Genomic DNA, 18,950 nt, shown 5'->3' with positions numbered 1-18,950 from the left:
TGGACAAATCAGTCGGCGGCAACCTCGACATGCGTCAAGAGCCTGATGTCGTGAGGCTTTTGACGCTGGAGGCCGGCACGCGCGCCGTGCCGATCGTCAGCACCGGTTCAGAGCCGCTGAGGTCGACGCCGTCCACGACGCCCGACACCTTGGTGTCGACGGCGACCTTCGCGCCGGTCGCGTCGAGGGCATCGACGGTGATCGTGTACTTTCCGGCCGCGGCCGACAGGCCGGAGGTCGAGGTGCCGTCCCAGTCGAAGGCCTGCGCGCCGGCCTTGAGCGTCGTCGTCTTGGTGGCGACGACCGTGCCGTCCGTCCCCTTGATGGTGACGATCGCCCGGGCCGCCGCCCGCTGAGGCGTCAGGGTCCAGTTCGCCTTGCCGTCGATGAGGTCCGTGGTGGCGCCGTCCGCGGTCACCGTCTTGCCGATCAGGCCGGAGGCGGTGGCGGTGGCCGAGGCCTTGGCGTTGGTGAGGATCGAGCCCAGGGAGTCGTTGGTCTTGAGCTGCTGCTCGACGCCGGCGAACTGCACGAGCTGCTGCGTGAACTGGTTGGTGTCCAGCGGGTCGAGGGGGTTCTGGTTCTTCAGCTGCGTGGTGAGCAGGGTGAGGAACTGCGTGAAATTGCCCGCGATCGACTTGGCGTCGGTGGCCGAGGCGGCGGTGGCGCCGGTGATGCTGGTGCTGCTCGCGATGCCGGAGGCCATGGCGTCATCCTGAGGCGGGAGCGGGCGCGAAAGCCGCCGGCTCGCTGGAAAAGTCTGAAGGCGTCGTGACGTGGAGCCTCGTCTTCATCCGGGGATGGAAGGACGAGGCCCTAGATGCGGATGTCGAGGGCGCCCAGCGCCCGCAGCGGTCGCAGGGGGACGAGGTCGAGGGCGGAAATCTCGTCCCGCCCGCCCGGCAGGCCCTCGGGGCGGCCGCGGGAGGAGGGCTCGTCCTGCCGGCCGCCGCCGCCCTCTCCGCGCAACGACAGGTCGATCCCGCTGCCGCCCGCGTCGGAGGCGAGGTCGAAGCCGGCCTGCGCCAGGGCCTGCTGCAGGGAGCCGGCGTCGCGCTGGAGCAGGGCCAGGGTCTCGGGACGATCCACGACGAGGTGCGCGCGGGCGCGTCCGCTCGCCTTGTCGAGGTCGAGCGACACGTCGATGCGGCCGAGTTCGACCGGATCGAGGCGGATCGCGAAACGGTTCACCCCCGCGAGCGAGCGGAGCCCGATCGTCATGGCCACGGCCCCCAGCGGAACCGGCGGCGTCGCGGGCGCGGCGGGCTGCGAGGCACTCGTCTGCGTGCCCTGCGTGGGCGCCGCCCCCTGCAGCCCCGCCGTCCCGGACGGGGCCGCCACGGGGCTCGTCGGCGTCGGGGCGGTTTCCGTGCCCCCCTGCATCCCGGCCAGCAGGGCGTCGAAGCCCGCCTTGCCCTCCGCCGGAGCGGTGGGCACCGCTTGCGCGTCCGCTCCGGCCACGGACTCCGTCCCCGCCTTCCGCGCCTCAGCCGGAAGCGATCCCGGCTCGACTTGGCTCGCAGCGGCAGAGGCCGCCGGCACATGCGCTCCGGCGGCTGGCGAAGCGACGGCAGCCGGCGATCCCGCGGAGGCGGACGCCGCCGCTCCCGTCGGGCCAGCCGAGGCCGCGACGGAAACGGACGGAGGCGGCGCGGAGAGGAGTGGGGCGGGGAGGAGGGCGGGATCGGCCGCCGCGGCCTCCTCGTCCGACGCGGAGGGCGTCTCCTCCGACCCGGACTCGGCTTCCGTATCGGAAATCATTGCGGCGGCGACCTCCTGCGAAGCGGCTTCCTGAGCCACCTTTCCCTGCAGCGCTTCGCCGTCTTCGGGGCGCGCCCGTTCGGAGGATCGAGCGGAGGGTGTCGCCGGGTCGGCCATCGCCCGAGCCGGCATGCGCTCCGACCCTGCCGCAGGGCGGTCGCGCCGCGTGCTCATCTGAGCGGAGGAGCCCGGTTCGGGGGTCGCCCGCGCCGCGCCCGCGGGCTTGGGCCGGTCGGACGACGGGCTCCGGACCTGCCGGCTCTCGGCCGCGTTCGCGGCAGCGTCCCGAGCCCGGTCCGCAGCAGGGGCAGGGGCAGGGGTCGTGCGGCGGAGGGAAGCGGCCGCGGGCTTGCGCGCCTCGGCCTCCAGCGCGAAGCGCGGGCTCTCGGCTCCGCGCACGGGAGCAGCCGGCGGCCGCGCGGCCTGCCTGAGAACACTCTCCATCCTGTCCGCGCGCCAGACCGCCATACCGTCCATTCCTTGTCAGGCCGAAGCCCGCCCCTGCCGGAGCAAGCCGCGCACCAGACGGTGCGAACAGCTAAGCCTCAGAAAAAACAGTGGAAAGGTGAACCGCCCGCAAGCCGTTACCGCGCGGCTGCGGCCGGATCTGCCGGCCACCCGGCAGGATCTGCCGAGCCCGGGCGCGGCCCGATCCGCTCTCCGCCACCGGAAATCGGCTCATCGCGCGCCCATGCCTGGAAAGTCGGGGCCGGGATCGCTATAGACGCGGGGTGCGCCCGCGCTCCGCCGAGCCCGGCGTGCGCCCGAAGGCTCCGCCACCGGCCGGCAGACGGCCCCGATCACCGGCCATGAACTCGCTGGATCTTCCGAAGCCCCCGCACGAGACGCGCGTCGTCGTCGCCATGTCGGGCGGCGTCGATTCCTCTGTCGTGGCCGGGCTGCTGAAGCGCGAGGGCTACGACGTCGTCGGCGTCACGCTCCAGCTCTACGACCACGGCGCGGCGACCCACCGCAAGGGCGCCTGCTGCGCCGGCCGCGACATCCACGACGCACGCAACGTGGCCGAGACGCTGGGCATCCCCCATTACGTCCTCGACTACGAGGACCGCTTCCGCGAATCGGTCATCGACCGCTTCGCCGAGAGCTACCTCTCGGGCGAAACGCCGATTCCGTGCGTCGAGTGCAACCGCTCGGTCAAGTTCCGCGACCTGCTCGGGCTCGCCCGCGAGCTCGGCGCCGAGGCGCTGGCGACCGGCCACTACGTGGCGAGCCGACTGCTCGCGGACGGGGGCCGTGCCCTCTACCGCGCCCTCGATCCGGCCCGGGACCAGAGCTACTTCCTCTACGCCACGACGCCCGAGCAGCTCGCCTACCTGCGCTTTCCCCTCGGCGAGCGGCCCAAGGACGAGACCCGCGCACTCGCCCGGGAATTGGGCCTCACGGTCGCCGACAAGGCCGACAGCCAGGACATCTGCTTCGTGCCCCAGGGCGGCTATGCCGACGTGATCGCCAAGCTGCGGCCCGAGGCGACCCGGCCCGGTGAGATCGTCGATCTCGACGGCCGCCGGCTCGGCCAGCACGAGGGCATCATCCACTACACGGTGGGCCAGCGCCGCGGCCTCAAGCTCTCCGTCGGCGAGCCGCTCTACGTGGTGCGGCTCGAGCCCGAGACCGCCCGCGTCGTCGTCGGCCCCCGCGCGGCGCTCGCCACCCGCCGCATCCGCCTGACCGACCTCAACTGGCTCGGGGAGGGCGCGCCGGAAGCGATCGGCGATCGGCCCGTGGCCGTGCGGGTGCGTTCGACCCGCGAGCCGCGGCCCGCGCGCCTGTCCTGGAACGCGGCCGAGGCCTGCGCCGAGATCGAACTGGTCGCGCCCGAGGACGGCGTCTCGCCGGGTCAGGCCTGCGTGATCTACGCCGACGACGGGCCCCGAGCGCGGGTGCTCGGCGGCGGCACCATCCGGCGCATCGGCGCGTTGCAGGCAGGCGCCGCCGAGGCCGCCTGATGGGGTCGCTTCACGCCGTGCGGATTCAGGTTTTCCCAAGGTTCACTGACGTTCACGCGCTCCGGGCCGCGTACGGGCCCGTGCCCGAGCCGGCAAGCGTCGTGAGCCGCGATCGGAGAGGGTGACGGTTATATGCTGAGCGAGCGGGCGCCCGAGGCCGGGCCGACCACCGAGCTGATGCGCAAGGCCTATGCCCGCTGGGCGCCGGTCTACGACGTCGTCTACGACAAGCTGACCGAGCCCGCCGCCCGCGCCGCCGTCGAGGCGGCCGTCGCCCACGGGCCGCGGGTGCTGGAGGCCGGCGTCGGCACCGGCCTGTCGCTCGGCTACTACCCCCGCGACAGCTTCGTCTGCGGCGTCGATCTCTCCGAGGACATGCTCAAGCGCGCCCGGGGCAAGGTCCGCCGCAAGGGCCTGAGCCACGTGAAGGGCCTCCAAGTCATGGATGTCTGCCGCCTCGGCTACGCCGATGCGAGCTTCGACGCGGTGGTGGCGCAGTTCCTGATCACCCTGGTACCGAACCCGGAAGCCGCCCTGTCGGAGTTCCTGCGGGTGGTGCGGCCGGGCGGCGGCATCGTCCTCGCCAACCATTTCGGCCAATCCGCCGGACCGGTCGCCCGGGTCGAGGAGATCGTCGCGCCGCTCTGCACCAAGATCGGCTGGTCCTCGGACTTCAAGTCCACCCGCATCGAGGCCTGGGCCGCGCGCAACGGCGTCGAGGTCGTCGGCCTCAAGCCGACCTTCCCCGGAGGCTTCTTCAAGATCCTGCGGATGCGCAAGAAGACTTGAAGGCGACCTGAGGCGAGAGCGCCCGGGAATGGGCCGGCGGCGGGGGAAGGCCGGATGACGACAGGGAGCCCGCCGCGCGACGGGGCAGGGGACGGGAACGGCCCGGAGGGCGTGCCCGAACCCTCGGGCCCGCGCCGCCCCTGGCTGCGCTGGCTGCCGCTCGCGGCGCTCGCGGCGCTGTCGGTGGGCATCCTCGCCTCCGGCGGCACCCACTTCCTCGACCTCGACCGCCTGTCCGAGGCGCGGGTGGGGCTCCAGGCACTGATCGCCGAGGACCGGATGCGGGCGATCGCGCTCGCCTGCCTCACCTATATCGGCTCGGTGGTGGTCTCGCTGCCCGCGACCCTCGTGCTGACCGTGCTGGCGGGCCTCCTGTTCGGCCCGATCACGGGTGCGCTCATCGCCATCGGCTCCTCGACGACGGGCGCGGCGATCGTCTTCTCGGTCGGGCGCTTCGCCGCGGGCGACCTGATCCGGCGCAAGGCCGGCCCGCGGATCTGGCGCTTCGCGGAAGGGTTCCGCCGCGACGGGTTCGGCTACATCCTGATCCTGCGGCTGCTGCCGATCTTCCCCTACTGGATCACCAACCTCGCTCCGGCCGCCTTCGGCGTCCGGCTTCGTACCTTCGCGCTCGCCACCCTGCTCGGCCTGACGCCGGGGGCGTTCATCTATGCCGGCCTCGGCGCCGGCCTCGAAGACCTTCTCTCCGCCCGGGACGCGGCCAAGGCCACCTGCCTCGCCGCCGGGGGAACCAACTGCGCCGAGAGCATCGACCTGCGCGCACTCGTCACACCGGGCATGGTGGCCGCTCTCGGAGCGCTGGCGGGATTCGCGCTTCTGTCGGTTTATCTGCGCCGACGGCTTGAGCGGCGGACGCTCCGCGCATAAGACTTGCGCACAAGCGAATGGTGCGTGGCACCGGCTGCCCGCGCAACCTGTGCGATCGATGGCGGCGCCGGAAGCCGAGCGTACCCTTCGACCGCGATGGAACGACACAACGACGGGTGACGCGTGAGACGGCCCCGCCTACCGACTTCCGGCCGGCCGACCGAACCGGGAGGAGCGGCGCAGAACAGGCCGGCGGCTCTCGCCGCCCTACCCTGGCATATCGAGGCATCGGCCGGATCCGCGCAGACGCCGCGTCCGCGCCTGCGGCTCGGCCTGTCGGGGCGGCTGTTCCTGCTCACGGTCGCCTTCGTCGTGCTGGCGGAGATCCTGATTTACCTGCCGGTCGTGGCGAGCTATCGGCTGTCGCGGATCTCGGACCGGGTCGCGGCCGCACGCGTCGCCGCCCTGGTGCTGCACGCGGCCCCCGAGGGGAACGTCTCGGAGGACACCACCCGGCGCCTGCTCACCGACATCCGCGCCCGCGCCATCGTCGTGCGCGAGGGCGCGACCGCGCGCGTCCTCTCGCTCGGGCCGATGCCGGAGGCGGTCGCCGAGACCGTCGACCTGCGCGACCGGAACTGGGCGGCCGCGATCGGCGGCGCCTACCGAACCCTGTTCCGCCCGACCGAGGCGCCGCTCCGCGCCGTCGGGGCGGGGCTGGGGAGCTTCGACGTGGTCGAGGTGCTGCTCGACGAGGCCCCCTTGCGCACGGCGCTGGCGGAATTCTCGCTGCGGCTGCTGCTCATCTGTCTCATCATCGCCGTGCTCGCGGCGGGGCTCGTGTTCTTCGTGCTCCAGCGGGCGATCGTGCGGCCCGTGGTCCGGCTCGCGCGCGACATCGCCGCCTTCGCCGACGACCCGGAATGCACCGACCGGGTGGCGCGGCTCTCGGCGCGCACCGACGAGATCGGCCAGGCCGAGACCGCGCTGGCGCGGATGCAGGTCGCGCTCGGCGGCGAGTTGCGCCAGCGGCGGCGGCTGGCCGAACTCGGCCTGTCGGTCAGCAAGATCAATCACGAGCTGCGCAACCTTCTCACCACCGCCCAGCTGCTGGGCGACCGGCTGGAGGGCGCCTCCGATCCCCTGGTGCAGCGCATCGCGCCGCGCCTCGTGGCGACCCTCGACCGGGCGATCCGCTTCTGCGAGGCGACGCTCGCCTATGGCCGCGCCACGGAGCCGAACCCGCAGCGGCGCATGGTGGCGCTCGGCCCCCTCCTCGACGAGCTGACCGACCTCGCCGACCTGATGCCCGCCGCCCGCATCCGGGTGGAGGTGCGCGCGCCCCAGAATTTGGAGATCGACGTCGATCCCGAGCAGCTCCTGCGGGCGCTCACCAATCTCGTGCGCAACGCGGTGCAGGCCCATGCCGCCACCCGGACCGAGGATGGCGTGGTGCTGATCGAAGGCTACCGCAGCGGCCCGGCGGGCGCGGGCAGCGTCACCGTCCTGGTGGTCGACAACGGACCCGGCGTGCCCCAGCGGGCCAGGGCCAACCTGTTCGCCGCCTTCCAGGGCTCCACCCGGGCCGGCGGCACCGGGCTCGGCCTCGCCATCGCCTCGGAGCTGGTCCGCCTCAACGGCGGCAGCCTCAGCCTCGACGAGACGACGAGCGGGGCAAGCTTCCGCATCGTCATCCCGGACCGGGCCGCGGGTGCCAAGGCGGCGTGAGGGAAGACGACGCGGCGGCAAGGGCCGACCGCCTCGATTGCCTTAATGCCCCGCGCCGGCCGGCGCCGCCCCGCGCGGGCGGCGGATCAGCGGCGTGCCGCAGGCCATGGCGAGAAACAACACGGTGAGGACGAGAAAGACGTCCTCGAAGCTCATCACCAAGCCTTGAATCCGCACGGTATTGTTGAGTGCCTTCAGCGCCATGCCGTTGGCGTCCCCCCCGAACACCTCGAACTGGCGCCGCATCGCGTCCAGGCGCTGCAGCGCCGCGCTGTTGGCCCAGGTGAAGCGCTCGTGCAGGCGCGCGAGGTGGAGGTCCCAGCGGGCGTTGAGCACGGTGTTGATCAGCGCCAGCCCGACCGCGCCGCCGAGGTTGCGCGTGAGGTTGAACAGGCCCGAAGCGTTCTTCATCCGCTCCGGCGGCAGGGTGCCGAGCGCGATGTTGTTGATCGGGATCATGCACAGCATCAGGGAGCAGCCGCGCAGCACTTGGGGCCAGAGCAGCTCGTGGAAGTCCCAGTCCTTGGTCAGGCCGGTGACGATCCAGGTGCCGACGGCAAAGCCCGAGAATCCCATCGCCATCATGATCCGCGGATCGAGCTTGGCCGAGAGCTTGCCGGCGATCGGGGCGGTGGCGAACATGCACAGGCCCGAGACGAACATCGTCTCGCCGATCTGCAGCGCCGAGTAGCCGCGCACCCGGGCGAGGTAGACCGGGTAGAGGTAGGTCAGGCCGTAGAGCCCGATGCCCATCACGAAGCTGAAGACGCAACCCGCGGCAAAGTTGCGGTCCGAGAAGGCGCGCAGGTCCACGATCGGCTGGCGCGCGGTGAACACGCGGGCGAAGAACAGGACCGCGGACACGGCGCAGACGAGGGCGCAGACGAACACCGCCTCGTCCTGCAGCCAGTCGTGGTTCGGCCCCTCCTCCAGCACATATTCGAGGCAGCCGAGAAAGCCCGCCATGAAGGCGAGCCCAGCCCAGTCGAAGGATTTCAGCAGGTCGAAGTTCGGCCGGTCGAAATCGACCAGCACCCAGGTCGAGACCGTGACGAAGATGCCCGGCACGATGTTGATGAGGAACAGCCAGTGCCAGGAGAACAGGTCGGTGAGGTAGCCGCCGATCGTCGGCCCGATGGTCGGCGCCAGCGTCGCCACGAGGCCGATCATCGGCGAGACGATCGAGCGCTTGGAGGGCGGAAAGATCGTGAAGGCCGCGGCGAACACGGTGGGGATCATGCCGCCGCCGATGAAGCCCTGGAGCGCGCGCCAGACGATCATCTCACCGATCGACGAGGAGGTGGCGCACATCAGGCTCATCAGCGTGAAGCCGGCGGCCGAGATCGAGAACATCCAGCGCGTCGAGAGCACCCGCGACAGGGTGCCCGAGAGCGGGATCGAGATCACCTCGGCGATGAGGTAGCTCGTCTGCACCCAGGGAATCTCGTCGCCCGAGGCCGAGAGACCGGCCTGGATCTCGTTGAGCGAGGCCGAGACGATCTGGATGTCCAGGATCGCCATGAACATCCCGAAGACCATGCACAGGAACGCCACCATGCGGCGGCGGTCGATCGGCGGGTCGGCGGCTGGGCTTGCGGCGAGGGTCGCGCTGGCGGCCATGGGGCGCCTCGGACAATCTTGAGTGGATGATCCCTTCCTCACCCTCGTCCTGCGGTGCCTCCGCGGAGTGGAGGTCTCGAAGGAGGTTCCAGGGATCGTGCGGGAACGGGAGGATCCGTCGAAGCCCGCTGGCGCGGACACGTCGGGATGAGGGGTTTGACAGGAGCGATGGCCTCGTTCGGCCGGACGGGTCTCAGCGTCGGGCGGCGAGCCGCTGAACCGGGGCGTCGGCCCCGTCGCGGGTATCGACCCGCACCACCACCGAGAGGCCGGGACGCAGCAGACCCTCGCGGGCGACGTCCTCCGGCACGTGGACGCGCACGGGCAGGCGCTGCACGATCTTGGTGAAGTTGCCGGTGGCGTTGTCGGGCGGCAGCAGGCTGAAGACCGAGCCGGAAGCCGGCGAGAGCGATTCCACCGTGCCGACGATGTCGCGGTCCGGATAGGCGTCCACGTGGATATGGACCTCCTGGCCCGGCCGGACGCGGCCGAGCTGGGTCTCCTTGAAGTTCGCGTCGATCCGCACGCTCTTCAGCGGCACCAGGGCGGCGACCCGCGAGCCGGGGGAGACGTAGGCGCCGGCCTCGACCGCCTTGTTGCCGACGACGCCGTCGAAGGGCGCGCGGATCACCGCGAAGTCGAGGTCGCGCCGCGCCCGGTCGACCGCCGTGCGCAGCTCCGCCGCGAGGCTCTCGGCCTCCCGCTTCTGCGCCTGCAGCACGTCGACATTGGCGCGCGCCGCCGCGAGCGCAGCTTCGGCCGACTTCACCGCGGCCTCGGTGCGGTCGCGGTCGGCCTTGGCCTGATCGAGGCGGGATTTCGCGACGTAATCGGCCTGCATCTGCGTGGCGCGGCCATAATCCGCGCTGGCCCGCACGGCGTCGGCCCGCGCCGCGTCGATCTGGGCCGCGCTCTGGAGCACCTGGGCCTGCGCCGCCTCGGATTGCCGGCCGATCCGGGCGATGGTGCTCTCCTGCGTGGCGACCTTGTCCTGCGCCGCCTTCAGAGCGAGGCGGTAATCGCCGTCGTCGAGGCGGGCGATCACCTCGCCGCGCCGGACCGCCTGTCCGTTCACCACGGGGACGGCCTCCAGGTAGCCGGAGACCTTGGCGGCAAGCACCGAGATGTCGGCCTGCACGTAGGCGTCATCGGTGCTCACGAAGAAGCGCCCGACCGTCCACCAGTCCCAGCCGGCATAGGCACCGCCGCCGAGTGCCGCGCAGAGCACGAGGCTCAGCACCGCCCGCCGCAGCGGACGCCGGGGCTTGGCGGCGGGTGCCGGCGGCTCGACGACGGGGGTCGGGCGCAGGGCCGGGGCACGACCGCCCTCGGTCCGCTCCTCCTCGACGCTGTCCAGGGCCGTCTCCGACCGGCCGGAATCCTCACGAAGCGACATGGCTGAAGCCCCAGACATCCATTGACCGAACCGTTCGGTCACTCGGCGGGTCAGGTTGACGCCGTCGGTAGTCGAAGGCTAATTACCACTGACTGAACGGTTCGGTCAACGCGATTGAGCGGCGAGTGGGTGCGATGGCGGGCGCGGCGACACAGGAGCGGGGGCAGACGGCCCCGCAAGCAGCCTCATCGGGCGAGAGCGACAAGCGCCGGCAGATCCTGGAGGGCGCGCGCCAAGTTTTCATGGCCTCCGGCTTCGACGGCGCCAGCATGGGCGAGATCGCCAAGACCGCGAACGTCTCGAAAGGCACGCTCTACGTCTACTTCGACAGCAAGGAGGCGTTGTTCGAGGCGCTGACCACCGAGGCGAAAGCGGGTTTGGCGGAGAACCTGTTCCGGCTCGACGCCGACGACCCCGACGTGCGCACGGTGCTGACGCGGCTCGGCACCAGCTACCTTACGATGATGGCGCGGCCGGAGCACGTCTCGATCATCCGCATGGTGATCGGTGCCTGCGAGAAATTCCCCCGGTTCGGGCAGGCCTTCTACGAGGCCGGCCCGGCCTGCGGGGTCGGGCGGCTCAAGGCCTATCTCGATGCCCAGGTCTCGGCCGGACGCCTGCGCACCGGGGATACGGACCTTGCCGCCAAGCATTTCCTGCAGCTCTGCCAGGCCGGGATGCTGACGCGCCTGCTGTTCAATGCCGGCGCGGCGCCGGACGAGGCCGAGATCCGTCACCGGGTCGCGGAAGCGGTGCGGGTCTTCTACGCGGGTTACGGACCGTCCGCGGTCGCGTGACCCGTCACCCCGCGAGCGCGAAGGCGGGGTCGTCGGCGAAGTCGCCTCCAGACAGAACCGCCTGCTCCAGGCCGCCGGCCGCCGGCAGAAGGTTCTCGGCGAAGAAGCGGGCGAGCGCGATGCGCGCGGCATGGGCCGGATCGGTCTCGCCGGCCTTGAGCGCGGCGCTCGCGGCGAGCCCCGCGGTCGCGAGGCAGGCCGCGCCCTGCACCAGCCCGAACAGGCGCAGGTAGGGCGTCGCGCCGGGTAGCGCCGCCTGCGGGCGGTTGGAGGCCGACGCCTTCAGCAGGAAACTCGTCGCCCGGTCGAGGCTGCCGATGCCCTCGCGCAGGCGCGCCGCCGCGTGGCCGAAGCCGGGGGCGCCGTCCTTGAGCAGCGCTTCCGCCACCCGCCGCAGCGAGGCGATCTGAGCGCCCACCGTCGCCCCGCCATTCAGCGGCAGCTTGCGGGTGACGAGATCGATCGCCTGGATGCCGTTGGTGCCCTCGTAGATGCCGAGAATCCGCGCGTCGCGCATGAGCTGCGCCGCGCCCGTCTCCTCCACGAAGCCCATGCCGCCATGCACCTGCACGCCGAGCGAGGTCACCTCGTTGGCAATGTCGGTCGAGAAGGCCTTCGCCACCGGCGTCAGCAGCGAGGCGCGGTCATGCGCCGGCTTGCCCTCGGGGCCGTGCGCCGCGTCGAGTCCTTGGGCGGTGAGGTAGCAGATGCCGCGGGCCGCCGCCGTATAGGCCTTCATGGTCAGCAGCATGCGCTGCACGTCCGCATGAGCGACGATGGCGCTGACCGGCTCGGTCGCGCCGGGAGCACGGCCCTGGCGGCGCTCGCGGGCATAGTCGAGCGCCTTCTGGAACGCGGCCTCGGCCACGCCCACGCCCTGCAGGCCGACATTGAGCCGGGCCGAGTTCATCATCGTGAACATGCAGGCCAGCCCCCGGTTCTCCTCGCCGATGAGCCAACCGGTGGCTCCGCCGCCATCGCCGAAGGCCATGGAGCAGGTGGGCGAGGCATGAATGCCGAGCTTGTGCTCGATCCCCGAGCAGCGCAGGTCGTTGCGGGTTCCGTCCGGCAGCACCTTCGGCACGAGGAAGAGCGAGATGCCGCGGGTGCCCGCGGGCGCATCCTTGAGTCGGGCGAGCACGAGGTGGCAGATGTTGTCGGCAAGATCGTGCTCGCCGTAGGTGATGTAGATCTTGGCCCCGGTGATCCGGTAGCTGCCGTCGCCCTGGGCTTCCGCGCGCGTGCGCAGGGCGGAGAGGTCCGAGCCTGCCTGCGGCTCGGTCAGGTTCATGGTCGCGGTCCACTCGCCCGAGACGAGCTTTGCGAGGTAGCGCTCCTTCAGTTCGTCGGAGCCGTGGGCGGCCAGCGCCTCGATGCCGCCGGCGGTGAGCAGCGGGCAGAGGCCGAAGGCGAGGTTCGCTCCGTTCCACATTTCGGTGCAGGCGGCCGCGATGAGGTGGGGCAGGCCTTGGCCGCCATGTTCGGGCGCGGCGAGCACGCCGTTCCAGCCACCCTCGACGAAGGCGCGGTAGGCCGAGGCCCAGCCCGGCGCGGTGGTGACGACGCCGTCGGCGAAGGGGGTGCCGTGGCGGTCGCCCGAGCGATTCAGGGGCGCGATCACGTCGCCGGCGAGCCGGCCCGCCTCTTCGAGGATGGCGGCCACGTCCTCGGGTGCGAGTTCCGCGCTGCTTCGCGCCAGCACGGCATCGAGCCCCGCCACGTGGCGCAGCGTGAAGGCCATCTCCTCGACCGGCGCGCGATAGCTCATGGTCTCCTCACCGCTCCTCCCACCGCCCGCGACGGCGGCGATCCCGTTTGACGGCCTGCGGCCCGAGGGTCTACGGCCGGCCCTTCTTTTTCCATCTCCACTCCGACATGGACGCCAGACCGTCAACTACCACGACGCTGCGCCTGAGCCCCGACGCCGACGGGCTCGCGCGGGCGGCCGACCTGCTTCGGGCGGGGCGCCTCGTCGCGCTGCCGACGGAGACCGTCTACGGACTCGGAGCCGACGCCACGGACCCGGAAGCCGTGGCCGCGATCTACGCCGCCAAGGGCCGCCCGCGCTTCAACCCGCTCATCGCCCACGTCGCGTCGCTCGAGGCCGCCCTGACCCAGGGCCTGTTCGACGCCGCCGCCCTTCGGCTGGCCGAAGCTTTCTGGCCCGGCCCGCTGACCCTGGTGGTGCCGGCGGCACCCACCGGAACGGTCTGCGATCTCGCCCGGGCCGGGCTCGACAGCGTGGCCCTGCGCGTCCCCGCCCACGCCGTCGCCCGCGACCTCCTGGCGGCCACCGGCCGGCCGGTCGCGGCGCCCTCGGCGAACCGCTCGGGACGGGTGAGCCCCACCTCCGCCTCCCACGTCCTGGCCGATCTCGATCACTGCATCGACGCGGTGCTCGACGGGGGCGAGTGCCCGGTCGGCGTGGAATCGAGCGTGGTCGCCTGCCTCGGCGGCCGGCCCCGGCTGCTGCGCCCCGGCGGCGTCACGCGAGCGGCCCTCGCGGGGGTGCTCGGCTTCGATCCGGAGGCGGCCGGCGATCCGGGATCACGCCCGGCGGGACCGGGCCTGCTGGCCTCGCACTACGCCCCCCGGGCGGGGGTGCGGCTCGAGGCGCGAACCGTCGAACCCGGCGAGGCTGTGTTGCTGTTCGGCTCCTCTCGTCCGGCCGGTCTGGAGCGGGCGGCGGCGGTCGAGTCCTTGAGCGAGCGCGGCGATCCGGCGGAGGCCGCCGCCCGCCTGTTCGAAGCCCTGCGCCGCCTCGACGCCTCCGGCGCGCCCGTGATCGCCGTGGTGCCGGTGCCGGAAGACGGGCTCGGCGAGGCGATCAACGACCGCCTGCGCCGGGCCGCCGCGCCGCGCTAGAGCCTTCTACCGCTGGCCGCGGCAGGGCTCCTCGACTTTCCGAAAAGCCCTGCCGCGGAAATCATCCCAAGTAGGTCAGAACCAGAAGGCGCAGACGCGGGATGATCACCATCTCGCTCTCACGCCCCGTAGTGAAGTAGGCGCCCGGCTCGCGAACGGCTTTGTAGACCGCATCGGCGTCGAAATGGCGGGCACCTTCCTTCAAACATCCAAATCCCGATGCCCACTTGCCATCACCGATCCATGTGCTCGGTACAGGTGTTTCCTGCCAGGGCTGGTAGGTCCAGTATGGCTCCTCGGGTCCACCCACGTAGCCGCGTCCGGTGCGGGCCGATCCGAGATGCGCTAAGCCGCGAAATTCGAGTTGAGCAGCAGCCTCGTCGGAGAGCTGAAAGGCGGCCCCGCCACAGGCTTCCCGTCTGATCGGAATGAGCGGATCGAACAGCGTCATGTCCGATCCTTGAGCGATCATCGACGTGAGCTCAATCTCTGCGGGAATTGCCCGAAGGTAGTGGGATGCAGCTTGCTCCGCGAACGGATCGGCAAAGGTCATGCTGCGCACGACGACCCACACGCCCAGCGAGATCGCTCCGTTCAGCGTCAGGAGAACGGTGATGTTGGTCAGTGTCCACAGCACCCAGCGGGTTGGCCTGTTCATCCTGCGGGACTCCGAGTCGGCGCAATACGCCTGAGTCACCCGACCATACTTTTCGTACAGCTTCTGCGTGCCGTCGCACCTCGCGGCGGCGCGTATCATTCGCCCACGAATTTTTTGAACTTTTTCGCGGAACCGCTTGGGCGTTCGCGCATTATCCGATCACGAAGGCCAGTTCAGCCCCCAATGGCCTTTTCCCTTCAAGGCTCGGAGCAATCCGAGCCTTTTTTCTTGTCCGCTGGCCAAGCCGTTGCGGGAGAAGGGGAAACGCTCGCAGCGGCCTCTATTTCGCCCGCGTGTGGCGCCGCTGGATCGCCCGGCGCAGGATGCGCGAGAGATCCTCCACCGAGTACGGCTTGTGCAGCAGCGGGAAGCCGTGGCGTCCGTCCTCGGCCAGCACGTGGCTGTAGCCGGAGGAGAGCACGATCGGCATTTCGGGCCGGCTCTCGAGAATCGTCCGGGCGAGGTCCACGCCGTTCATGCCGGGCATCACCACGTCGGTGAACACCACGTCGAAGCGCTCCGGCGTGCGGGCGAGTTCGGCGAGCGCCTGATCCGCATCCATGGCCCAGACGGTGCCGTAGCCGAGTTCGGCCAGAGCCTGGGTGGCGAAGGCGCCGACCTCGCGGTTGTCCTCGACCAAGAGCACGCAGGTGCCGTGACCGGGGGCCAGCGGCTCCGGCTCGTCGGCGCTCTCGGGAACCGTCGGCGCGATCTTGGCTCGGGGCAGGAACAGGGTGAAGCGGGTGCCCTGGCCGAGCACGCTCTCCACGGCGATGTCGCCGCCCGACTGCTTGGCGAAGCCGAACACCTGGGAGAGCCCCAGGCCGGTGCCCTGGCCGACGCCCTTGGTGGTGAAGAACGGCTCGAAGATCCGCGGCAAGTCGGCGGGCGCGATGCCCGAGCCCGTATCGGAGATCGAGACCGCCACGTAGTCGCCGGGCACCGGCGGATGGGTGCGCAGCGCCGGGATCTGGCCGGCATGGCCGACCCGGATCGTCAGCGTGCCCTCGCCGTCCATGGCGTCGCGGGCGTTGACGACCATGTTGACGAGCGCGGTGTCGAACTGGCTCGGATCGGCCTCCACGAGGCAGGCGAAGGGCTCGCCCGCCGCGTCGAAGCAGGGCTCGATCAGGGTTTTGACCTGGATGCGCGCCCCGGTCAGCGTGCCGACCATGTCGGCCACCGAGGCGACGCCGCGGCCGACATCGAACACCTCGGGCTTGAGCGCCTGGCGCCGGGCGAAGGCGAGGAGCTGGCCGGTGAGTTTGGCCGCGCGCCCCACGGTGTCGGAGATCGCCTCGACGTAGCGGCGGCGGCGCTCCTCGGCGAGGTCGGGGCGCTTGAGCAGGTCGGTGGAGGATTTGATGACGGTGAGCAAGTTGTTGAAGTCGTGGGCCACGCCCCCGGTGAGCTGGCCCACCGCCTCCATCTTCTGACTCTGGCGCAGGGCCTCCTCGATCCGCTCCCGTTCGGCCACCTCCGTCCGCAGGCGCTCGTTGGTCTCGGCGAGTTCGCTGAGGCGCCGCCGCTCCGCCGTCAGGTCGGTGAGCACGCCGCAGAGCAGCAGCGTGTCGCCGCTGCCGTCCAGCCGGTTGAGGGACAGGTAGGCCGGGCGCTCGATGCCGGCCTCGTCGCGCAGCGCGATTTCGCCCCGGGCCGGCCCCTGCGCGGCCTGCTCCACCAGGGCAGCCAGCGCCGCGCCCTGGCCCTCGGCGGCGAAGCTTGCCAGCTTCTGGCCGATCAGCCGCTCCTGGCGCAGCCCCAGCGCCTCGGCCAGCCGCCGGTTGCAGTAGAGCAGCGCCCCGTCCGGCCCGAGGGTGAAGGCGCCCTCCTGGATCTGCTCGATCAGCACCCGGTAGGGCCGGTCGGCATTCTCCAGGGTGTAGACCAGCCGCTCGCCGGACGGGCCCTCGACCACGATGGCGTCGAAATCGCCCCGGCGGATCGCCGAGAGGGTTTCCTCGACCTCCTCCAGCCGCGTCTCCAGTTCGCGGATGCGCGCCTCGGCCCCGGCGAGGTCGGTGGAGGCGGATTCGGCGCTCATCGGTGCTCCCGCACGAAATCCTGCAATCCCAGCCCCTCGAGGATGCGGCGCTCGTCGCTGAGGTCGCCCGCGAGGCGCCGGGCGGGCAGGGGGCTCAGCCGCACCAGGGTCGGCGCCGCCACGACGCCGTCGCCGCCCGCGAGCTGCGATTGCTGGTAGATATCGACGACTTCGAGGTCACCCAGCCCGCCGAGCCGCTGCTCGCACAGGCGGCGCACGCTGTCGATGGTGCGCGTCGAGCGCAACGAGGTGCCGGCCACGTAGAGGCGCAGGCGGAGTGGGCCGGCAGGCCCGTTCTCTGAAGCAGCGGCCGCGCTCAAGGCTGATCCGCCCTCGGCCGGATGTCGAGGCCGACGAGCACCTTCTCGGTGTTGGAGAGGTCGCCGATGATGCGCTTGAGCGGGGAGGGCAGGCGGCGCACCAGGGTCGGGATCGCCAGGATCTGATCACCCGCGGCGAGCTGCGGGTTCTTCATCAGGTCGATCACCTCAATGTCGTAGCGGCCGGCGAGGTGCTCCTCGCAGAAGCGCTTCAGGTTCGACATCGCCGCCAGCGACTTGGCGGTCTGCCCGGCCACGTAGAGCCGCAGGCGGTACAGCCCCTCGTCCGCGGTGTCCGCGCCGGCCTCGGATTCGTCGCCCGTCGGTTCGAGCCCGCTCATTTCACGCCTCCCCGGCGGGCGACGAGAGTGTCCCGCTCGCCCGCCCGCATCGTCTCACGCAGCTCGTCCTCGTTCAGGAGCACCGCCTCTTCCTCCTCCGTAGCCTCCAGGGTGGCCCGCAGTTCCTCGATCTGGCGCTCCAGCGCGTGGCGCCGCCGCACCGCCTCGCGCCTGCGGCGGCGGTTCTCCTGTTCCCGGCGCAGGGCGGCAGCGGCCTCCTCGGCCTCCTGCACCACCCGCGCGGTGCCGGTGAGCACGCCCGCCGGACCGATATACGCATCGATGAGCGCGATCCCGTCGCCCGACATCACGAATTCGCGCACTTGGTTCGAATGGCGCATGCCCCGCGCCTTGATGACGTAGAGCGTGCGCGTGCGCTCGCCGTTGGCCTCGACGTTGAGGAGGCGGATCCAGGCATCCATCAGCGAGGAGACGCCGATGCTGCTGCTCGCGTCGAGCTCACCGTCCTCGCGCAGGCTGGTGAACAGGGCGGTGATGCCGCGGCTCTTGAGCATGTCCACCATGCGCAGCATCGTCGCCTGAAGCTCGACCGCGGGCCCCCTCAGCGCGGAGAGCGGATCGATCACCACGAGGGAGGGCGCGAAGCGGTCGATGTCCCGGTGCATGCGCGCGAGGTGCATCTCCAGGCCGTAGAGGCTCGGGCGCGCCGCCTCGAACCGCAGCAGGCCCGAAGCGACGTGGCGGGCAAGGTCGAGGCCGATCGAGCGGGCGTTGCGGCAGATCTGGTCGCCGCTCTCCTCGAACACGAAGGCCATGCAGCGCTCGCCCCGGAGGCAGGCCGCATCGATCACGCTCGCGGTGATCATCGTCTTGCCGGTGCCGGCCTCGCCCGAGACCAGGATGCTGCTGCCGCGGTGGAAGCCGCCGGGGTCGAGCATCGCGTCGAGGCCCGCGATGCCGGTGGGCACCACGCCCTCGGGAATCGCGTAGTCGAGATCCGTCGAGGTGACCGGAAGGACGCTGATGCCGTCGGCATCGATCAGGAACGGGTACTCGTTGGTGCCGTGGGCCGAACCGCGATACTTCACGACCCGCAGGCGCCGGGTGGTGATCTGGTCCTCGACGCGGTTGTCGAGCAGCACCACGCAGTCGGAGACGTATTCCTCCAGCCCCTGGCGCGTGAGCTGGCCGTCGCCGCGCTCGCCGGTGATGATCGCGGTCAGCCCGCGGTCCTTGATCCAGCCGAACAGGCGGCGCAGCTCGGCGCGCAGCACGCTCTCGTCCTTGAAGCCGGTGAACAGCGTCTCGATGGTGTCGAGCACGATGCGCTTGGCGCCGATCGAATCCACCGCGAAGCCGAGGCGGATGAACAGGCCCTCTAGGTCGTACTCGCCGGTCTCCTCGATCTCGCTGCGCTCGACCCGCACGTGGTCGATGGCGAGCTTGCCCTGCGCCAGGAGGCCGTCGAGGTCGTAGCCGAGGGAGGCGACGTTGGCGACGAGATCCTCGGCACGCTCCTCGAAGCTCATGAACACGCCGGGCTCGTCGAAGAGGGTGGCGCCGTTGACGAGGAAGGTGGTGGCGAACAGGGTCTTGCCGCAGCCCGCCGAGCCGCAGACCAGCGAGGGACGCCCCCTCGGCAGGCCGCCGAAGGTGATGGCGTCGAAGCCCGCGATGCCGGTGGGGACCTTCGGCAGGGTCGCCGGGGCCGCCTCGGATGAAGGCCTGCGCGGGCTCTCGAGCTCAGACGCCAAGACGGGACTCCAGGGCGATAATCATCACGGCGCGGACCTACGGGGACGGTCGGGCGCAGCGGCGGGCCTTCGAAGCGGCGATACGGCGGCCGGGCCCTCGCGCCCGGCGCGAGCGGGAAGG

At 71.3% G+C, this 18,950-nt stretch carries 16 protein-coding genes; 6 read left to right on the top strand and 10 right to left on the bottom strand.

Annotated features, from left to right (window positions below; genetic code table 11):
* Window positions 1-34: 34 nt before the first annotated feature.
* Both BY998_RS14935 and BY998_RS24760 read right to left on the bottom strand, forming a co-directional pair.
* Window positions 35-706: a flagellar hook capping FlgD N-terminal domain-containing protein gene (locus BY998_RS14935; RefSeq protein ID WP_110352404.1), complete on the bottom strand. Its 672-nt coding sequence runs from the start codon at window positions 704-706 to the stop codon at window positions 35-37.
* 110 nt (window positions 707-816) lie between these two features.
* On the bottom strand, window positions 817-1,461 hold the full coding sequence (locus tag BY998_RS24760) for a flagellar hook-length control protein FliK (RefSeq protein WP_245421603.1): 645 nt from the start codon (window positions 1,459-1,461) through the stop codon (window positions 817-819).
* Window positions 1,462-2,570: 1,109 nt separating this feature from the next.
* Between BY998_RS24760 and mnmA the strand changes: the two genes are divergently transcribed.
* From mnmA to BY998_RS14910, 4 genes are all read left to right on the top strand, one after another.
* Entirely contained in the window at window positions 2,571-3,728 is a 1,158-nt protein-coding gene (mnmA, locus tag BY998_RS14925) for a tRNA 2-thiouridine(34) synthase MnmA (RefSeq protein WP_110352402.1), read from the top strand.
* A gap of 132 nt (window positions 3,729-3,860) precedes the next feature.
* The gene (locus BY998_RS14920) at window positions 3,861-4,517 is read left to right on the top strand and encodes a class I SAM-dependent methyltransferase (RefSeq protein ID WP_110352401.1); all 657 of its coding nucleotides are present in this window, start codon (window positions 3,861-3,863) and stop codon (window positions 4,515-4,517) included.
* A 54-nt stretch (window positions 4,518-4,571) separates the two neighbouring features.
* Window positions 4,572-5,405, top strand: coding sequence for a TVP38/TMEM64 family protein (locus tag BY998_RS14915; RefSeq protein WP_110352400.1), 834 nt, complete (start codon window positions 4,572-4,574; stop codon window positions 5,403-5,405).
* A gap of 123 nt (window positions 5,406-5,528) precedes the next feature.
* A complete protein-coding gene (locus BY998_RS14910; protein ID WP_110352399.1) occupies window positions 5,529-7,073 on the top strand; it encodes a HAMP domain-containing sensor histidine kinase in 1,545 nt (514 codons plus the stop codon).
* Between the two features lie 42 nt (window positions 7,074-7,115).
* On the opposite strand, the gene BY998_RS14905 is transcribed toward BY998_RS14910, so the two are convergent.
* Together BY998_RS14905 and BY998_RS14900 are read right to left on the bottom strand one after the other, a co-directional pair.
* A complete protein-coding gene (locus BY998_RS14905) occupies window positions 7,116-8,693 on the bottom strand; it encodes a DHA2 family efflux MFS transporter permease subunit (protein ID WP_110352398.1) in 1,578 nt (525 codons plus the stop codon).
* Window positions 8,694-8,886: 193 nt separating this feature from the next.
* Window positions 8,887-10,089 carry an HlyD family secretion protein gene (locus BY998_RS14900; RefSeq protein WP_110352397.1) on the bottom strand — a complete coding sequence of 401 codons (1,203 nt, stop codon included), beginning with the start codon at window positions 10,087-10,089 and terminating at the stop codon, window positions 8,887-8,889.
* A gap of 134 nt (window positions 10,090-10,223) precedes the next feature.
* On the opposite strand from BY998_RS14900, the gene BY998_RS14895 reads away from it, so the two are divergent.
* Window positions 10,224-10,886 carry a TetR/AcrR family transcriptional regulator gene (locus BY998_RS14895; RefSeq protein WP_110352396.1) on the top strand — a complete coding sequence of 221 codons (663 nt, stop codon included), beginning with the start codon at window positions 10,224-10,226 and terminating at the stop codon, window positions 10,884-10,886.
* Between the two features lie 4 nt (window positions 10,887-10,890).
* Here BY998_RS14895 and BY998_RS14890 read toward each other — a convergent pair whose 3' ends face one another.
* Window positions 10,891-12,654 carry an acyl-CoA dehydrogenase gene (locus BY998_RS14890; protein ID WP_110352395.1) on the bottom strand — a complete coding sequence of 588 codons (1,764 nt, stop codon included), beginning with the start codon at window positions 12,652-12,654 and terminating at the stop codon, window positions 10,891-10,893.
* 107 nt (window positions 12,655-12,761) lie between these two features.
* Between BY998_RS14890 and BY998_RS14885 the strand changes: the two genes are divergently transcribed.
* Entirely contained in the window at window positions 12,762-13,751 is a 990-nt protein-coding gene (locus BY998_RS14885) for an L-threonylcarbamoyladenylate synthase (RefSeq protein WP_110352465.1), read from the top strand.
* Window positions 13,752-13,812: 61 nt separating this feature from the next.
* On the opposite strand, the gene BY998_RS14880 is transcribed toward BY998_RS14885, so the two are convergent.
* The 5 genes from BY998_RS14880 to kaiC all read right to left on the bottom strand — a co-directional run bounded on the left by BY998_RS14880 (window position 13,813) and on the right by kaiC (window position 18,829).
* The gene (locus tag BY998_RS14880; RefSeq protein WP_110352464.1) at window positions 13,813-14,409 is read right to left on the bottom strand and encodes a hypothetical protein; all 597 of its coding nucleotides are present in this window, start codon (window positions 14,407-14,409) and stop codon (window positions 13,813-13,815) included.
* A gap of 280 nt (window positions 14,410-14,689) precedes the next feature.
* Entirely contained in the window at window positions 14,690-16,453 is a 1,764-nt protein-coding gene (locus BY998_RS14875; RefSeq protein ID WP_110352394.1) for a PAS domain-containing sensor histidine kinase, read from the bottom strand.
* Complete coding sequence (locus BY998_RS14870) at window positions 16,450-16,773, bottom strand: circadian clock KaiB family protein (RefSeq protein ID WP_110352393.1); 324 nt, start codon at window positions 16,771-16,773, stop codon at window positions 16,450-16,452. Before BY998_RS14870 ends, BY998_RS14875 begins: the two co-directional genes overlap by 4 nt.
* Entirely contained in the window at window positions 16,770-17,114 is a 345-nt protein-coding gene (locus tag BY998_RS14865) for a circadian clock KaiB family protein (protein ID WP_110352392.1), read from the bottom strand. The genes BY998_RS14870 and BY998_RS14865 overlap by 4 nt, the downstream gene beginning before the upstream one ends.
* Window positions 17,111-18,829, bottom strand: coding sequence for a circadian clock protein KaiC (gene kaiC, locus BY998_RS14860; RefSeq protein ID WP_110352391.1), 1,719 nt, complete (start codon window positions 18,827-18,829; stop codon window positions 17,111-17,113). The genes BY998_RS14865 and kaiC overlap by 4 nt, the downstream gene beginning before the upstream one ends.
* Window positions 18,830-18,950: the final 121 nt, after the last annotated feature.

Source organism: Methylobacterium sp. B4 (genome assembly GCF_003201865.1).
Classification (GTDB): domain Bacteria; phylum Pseudomonadota; class Alphaproteobacteria; order Rhizobiales; family Beijerinckiaceae; genus Methylobacterium.
The sequence above is the reverse complement of the archived record's forward strand: the minus strand, read 5'-3'. Positions and strand labels throughout refer to the sequence as shown.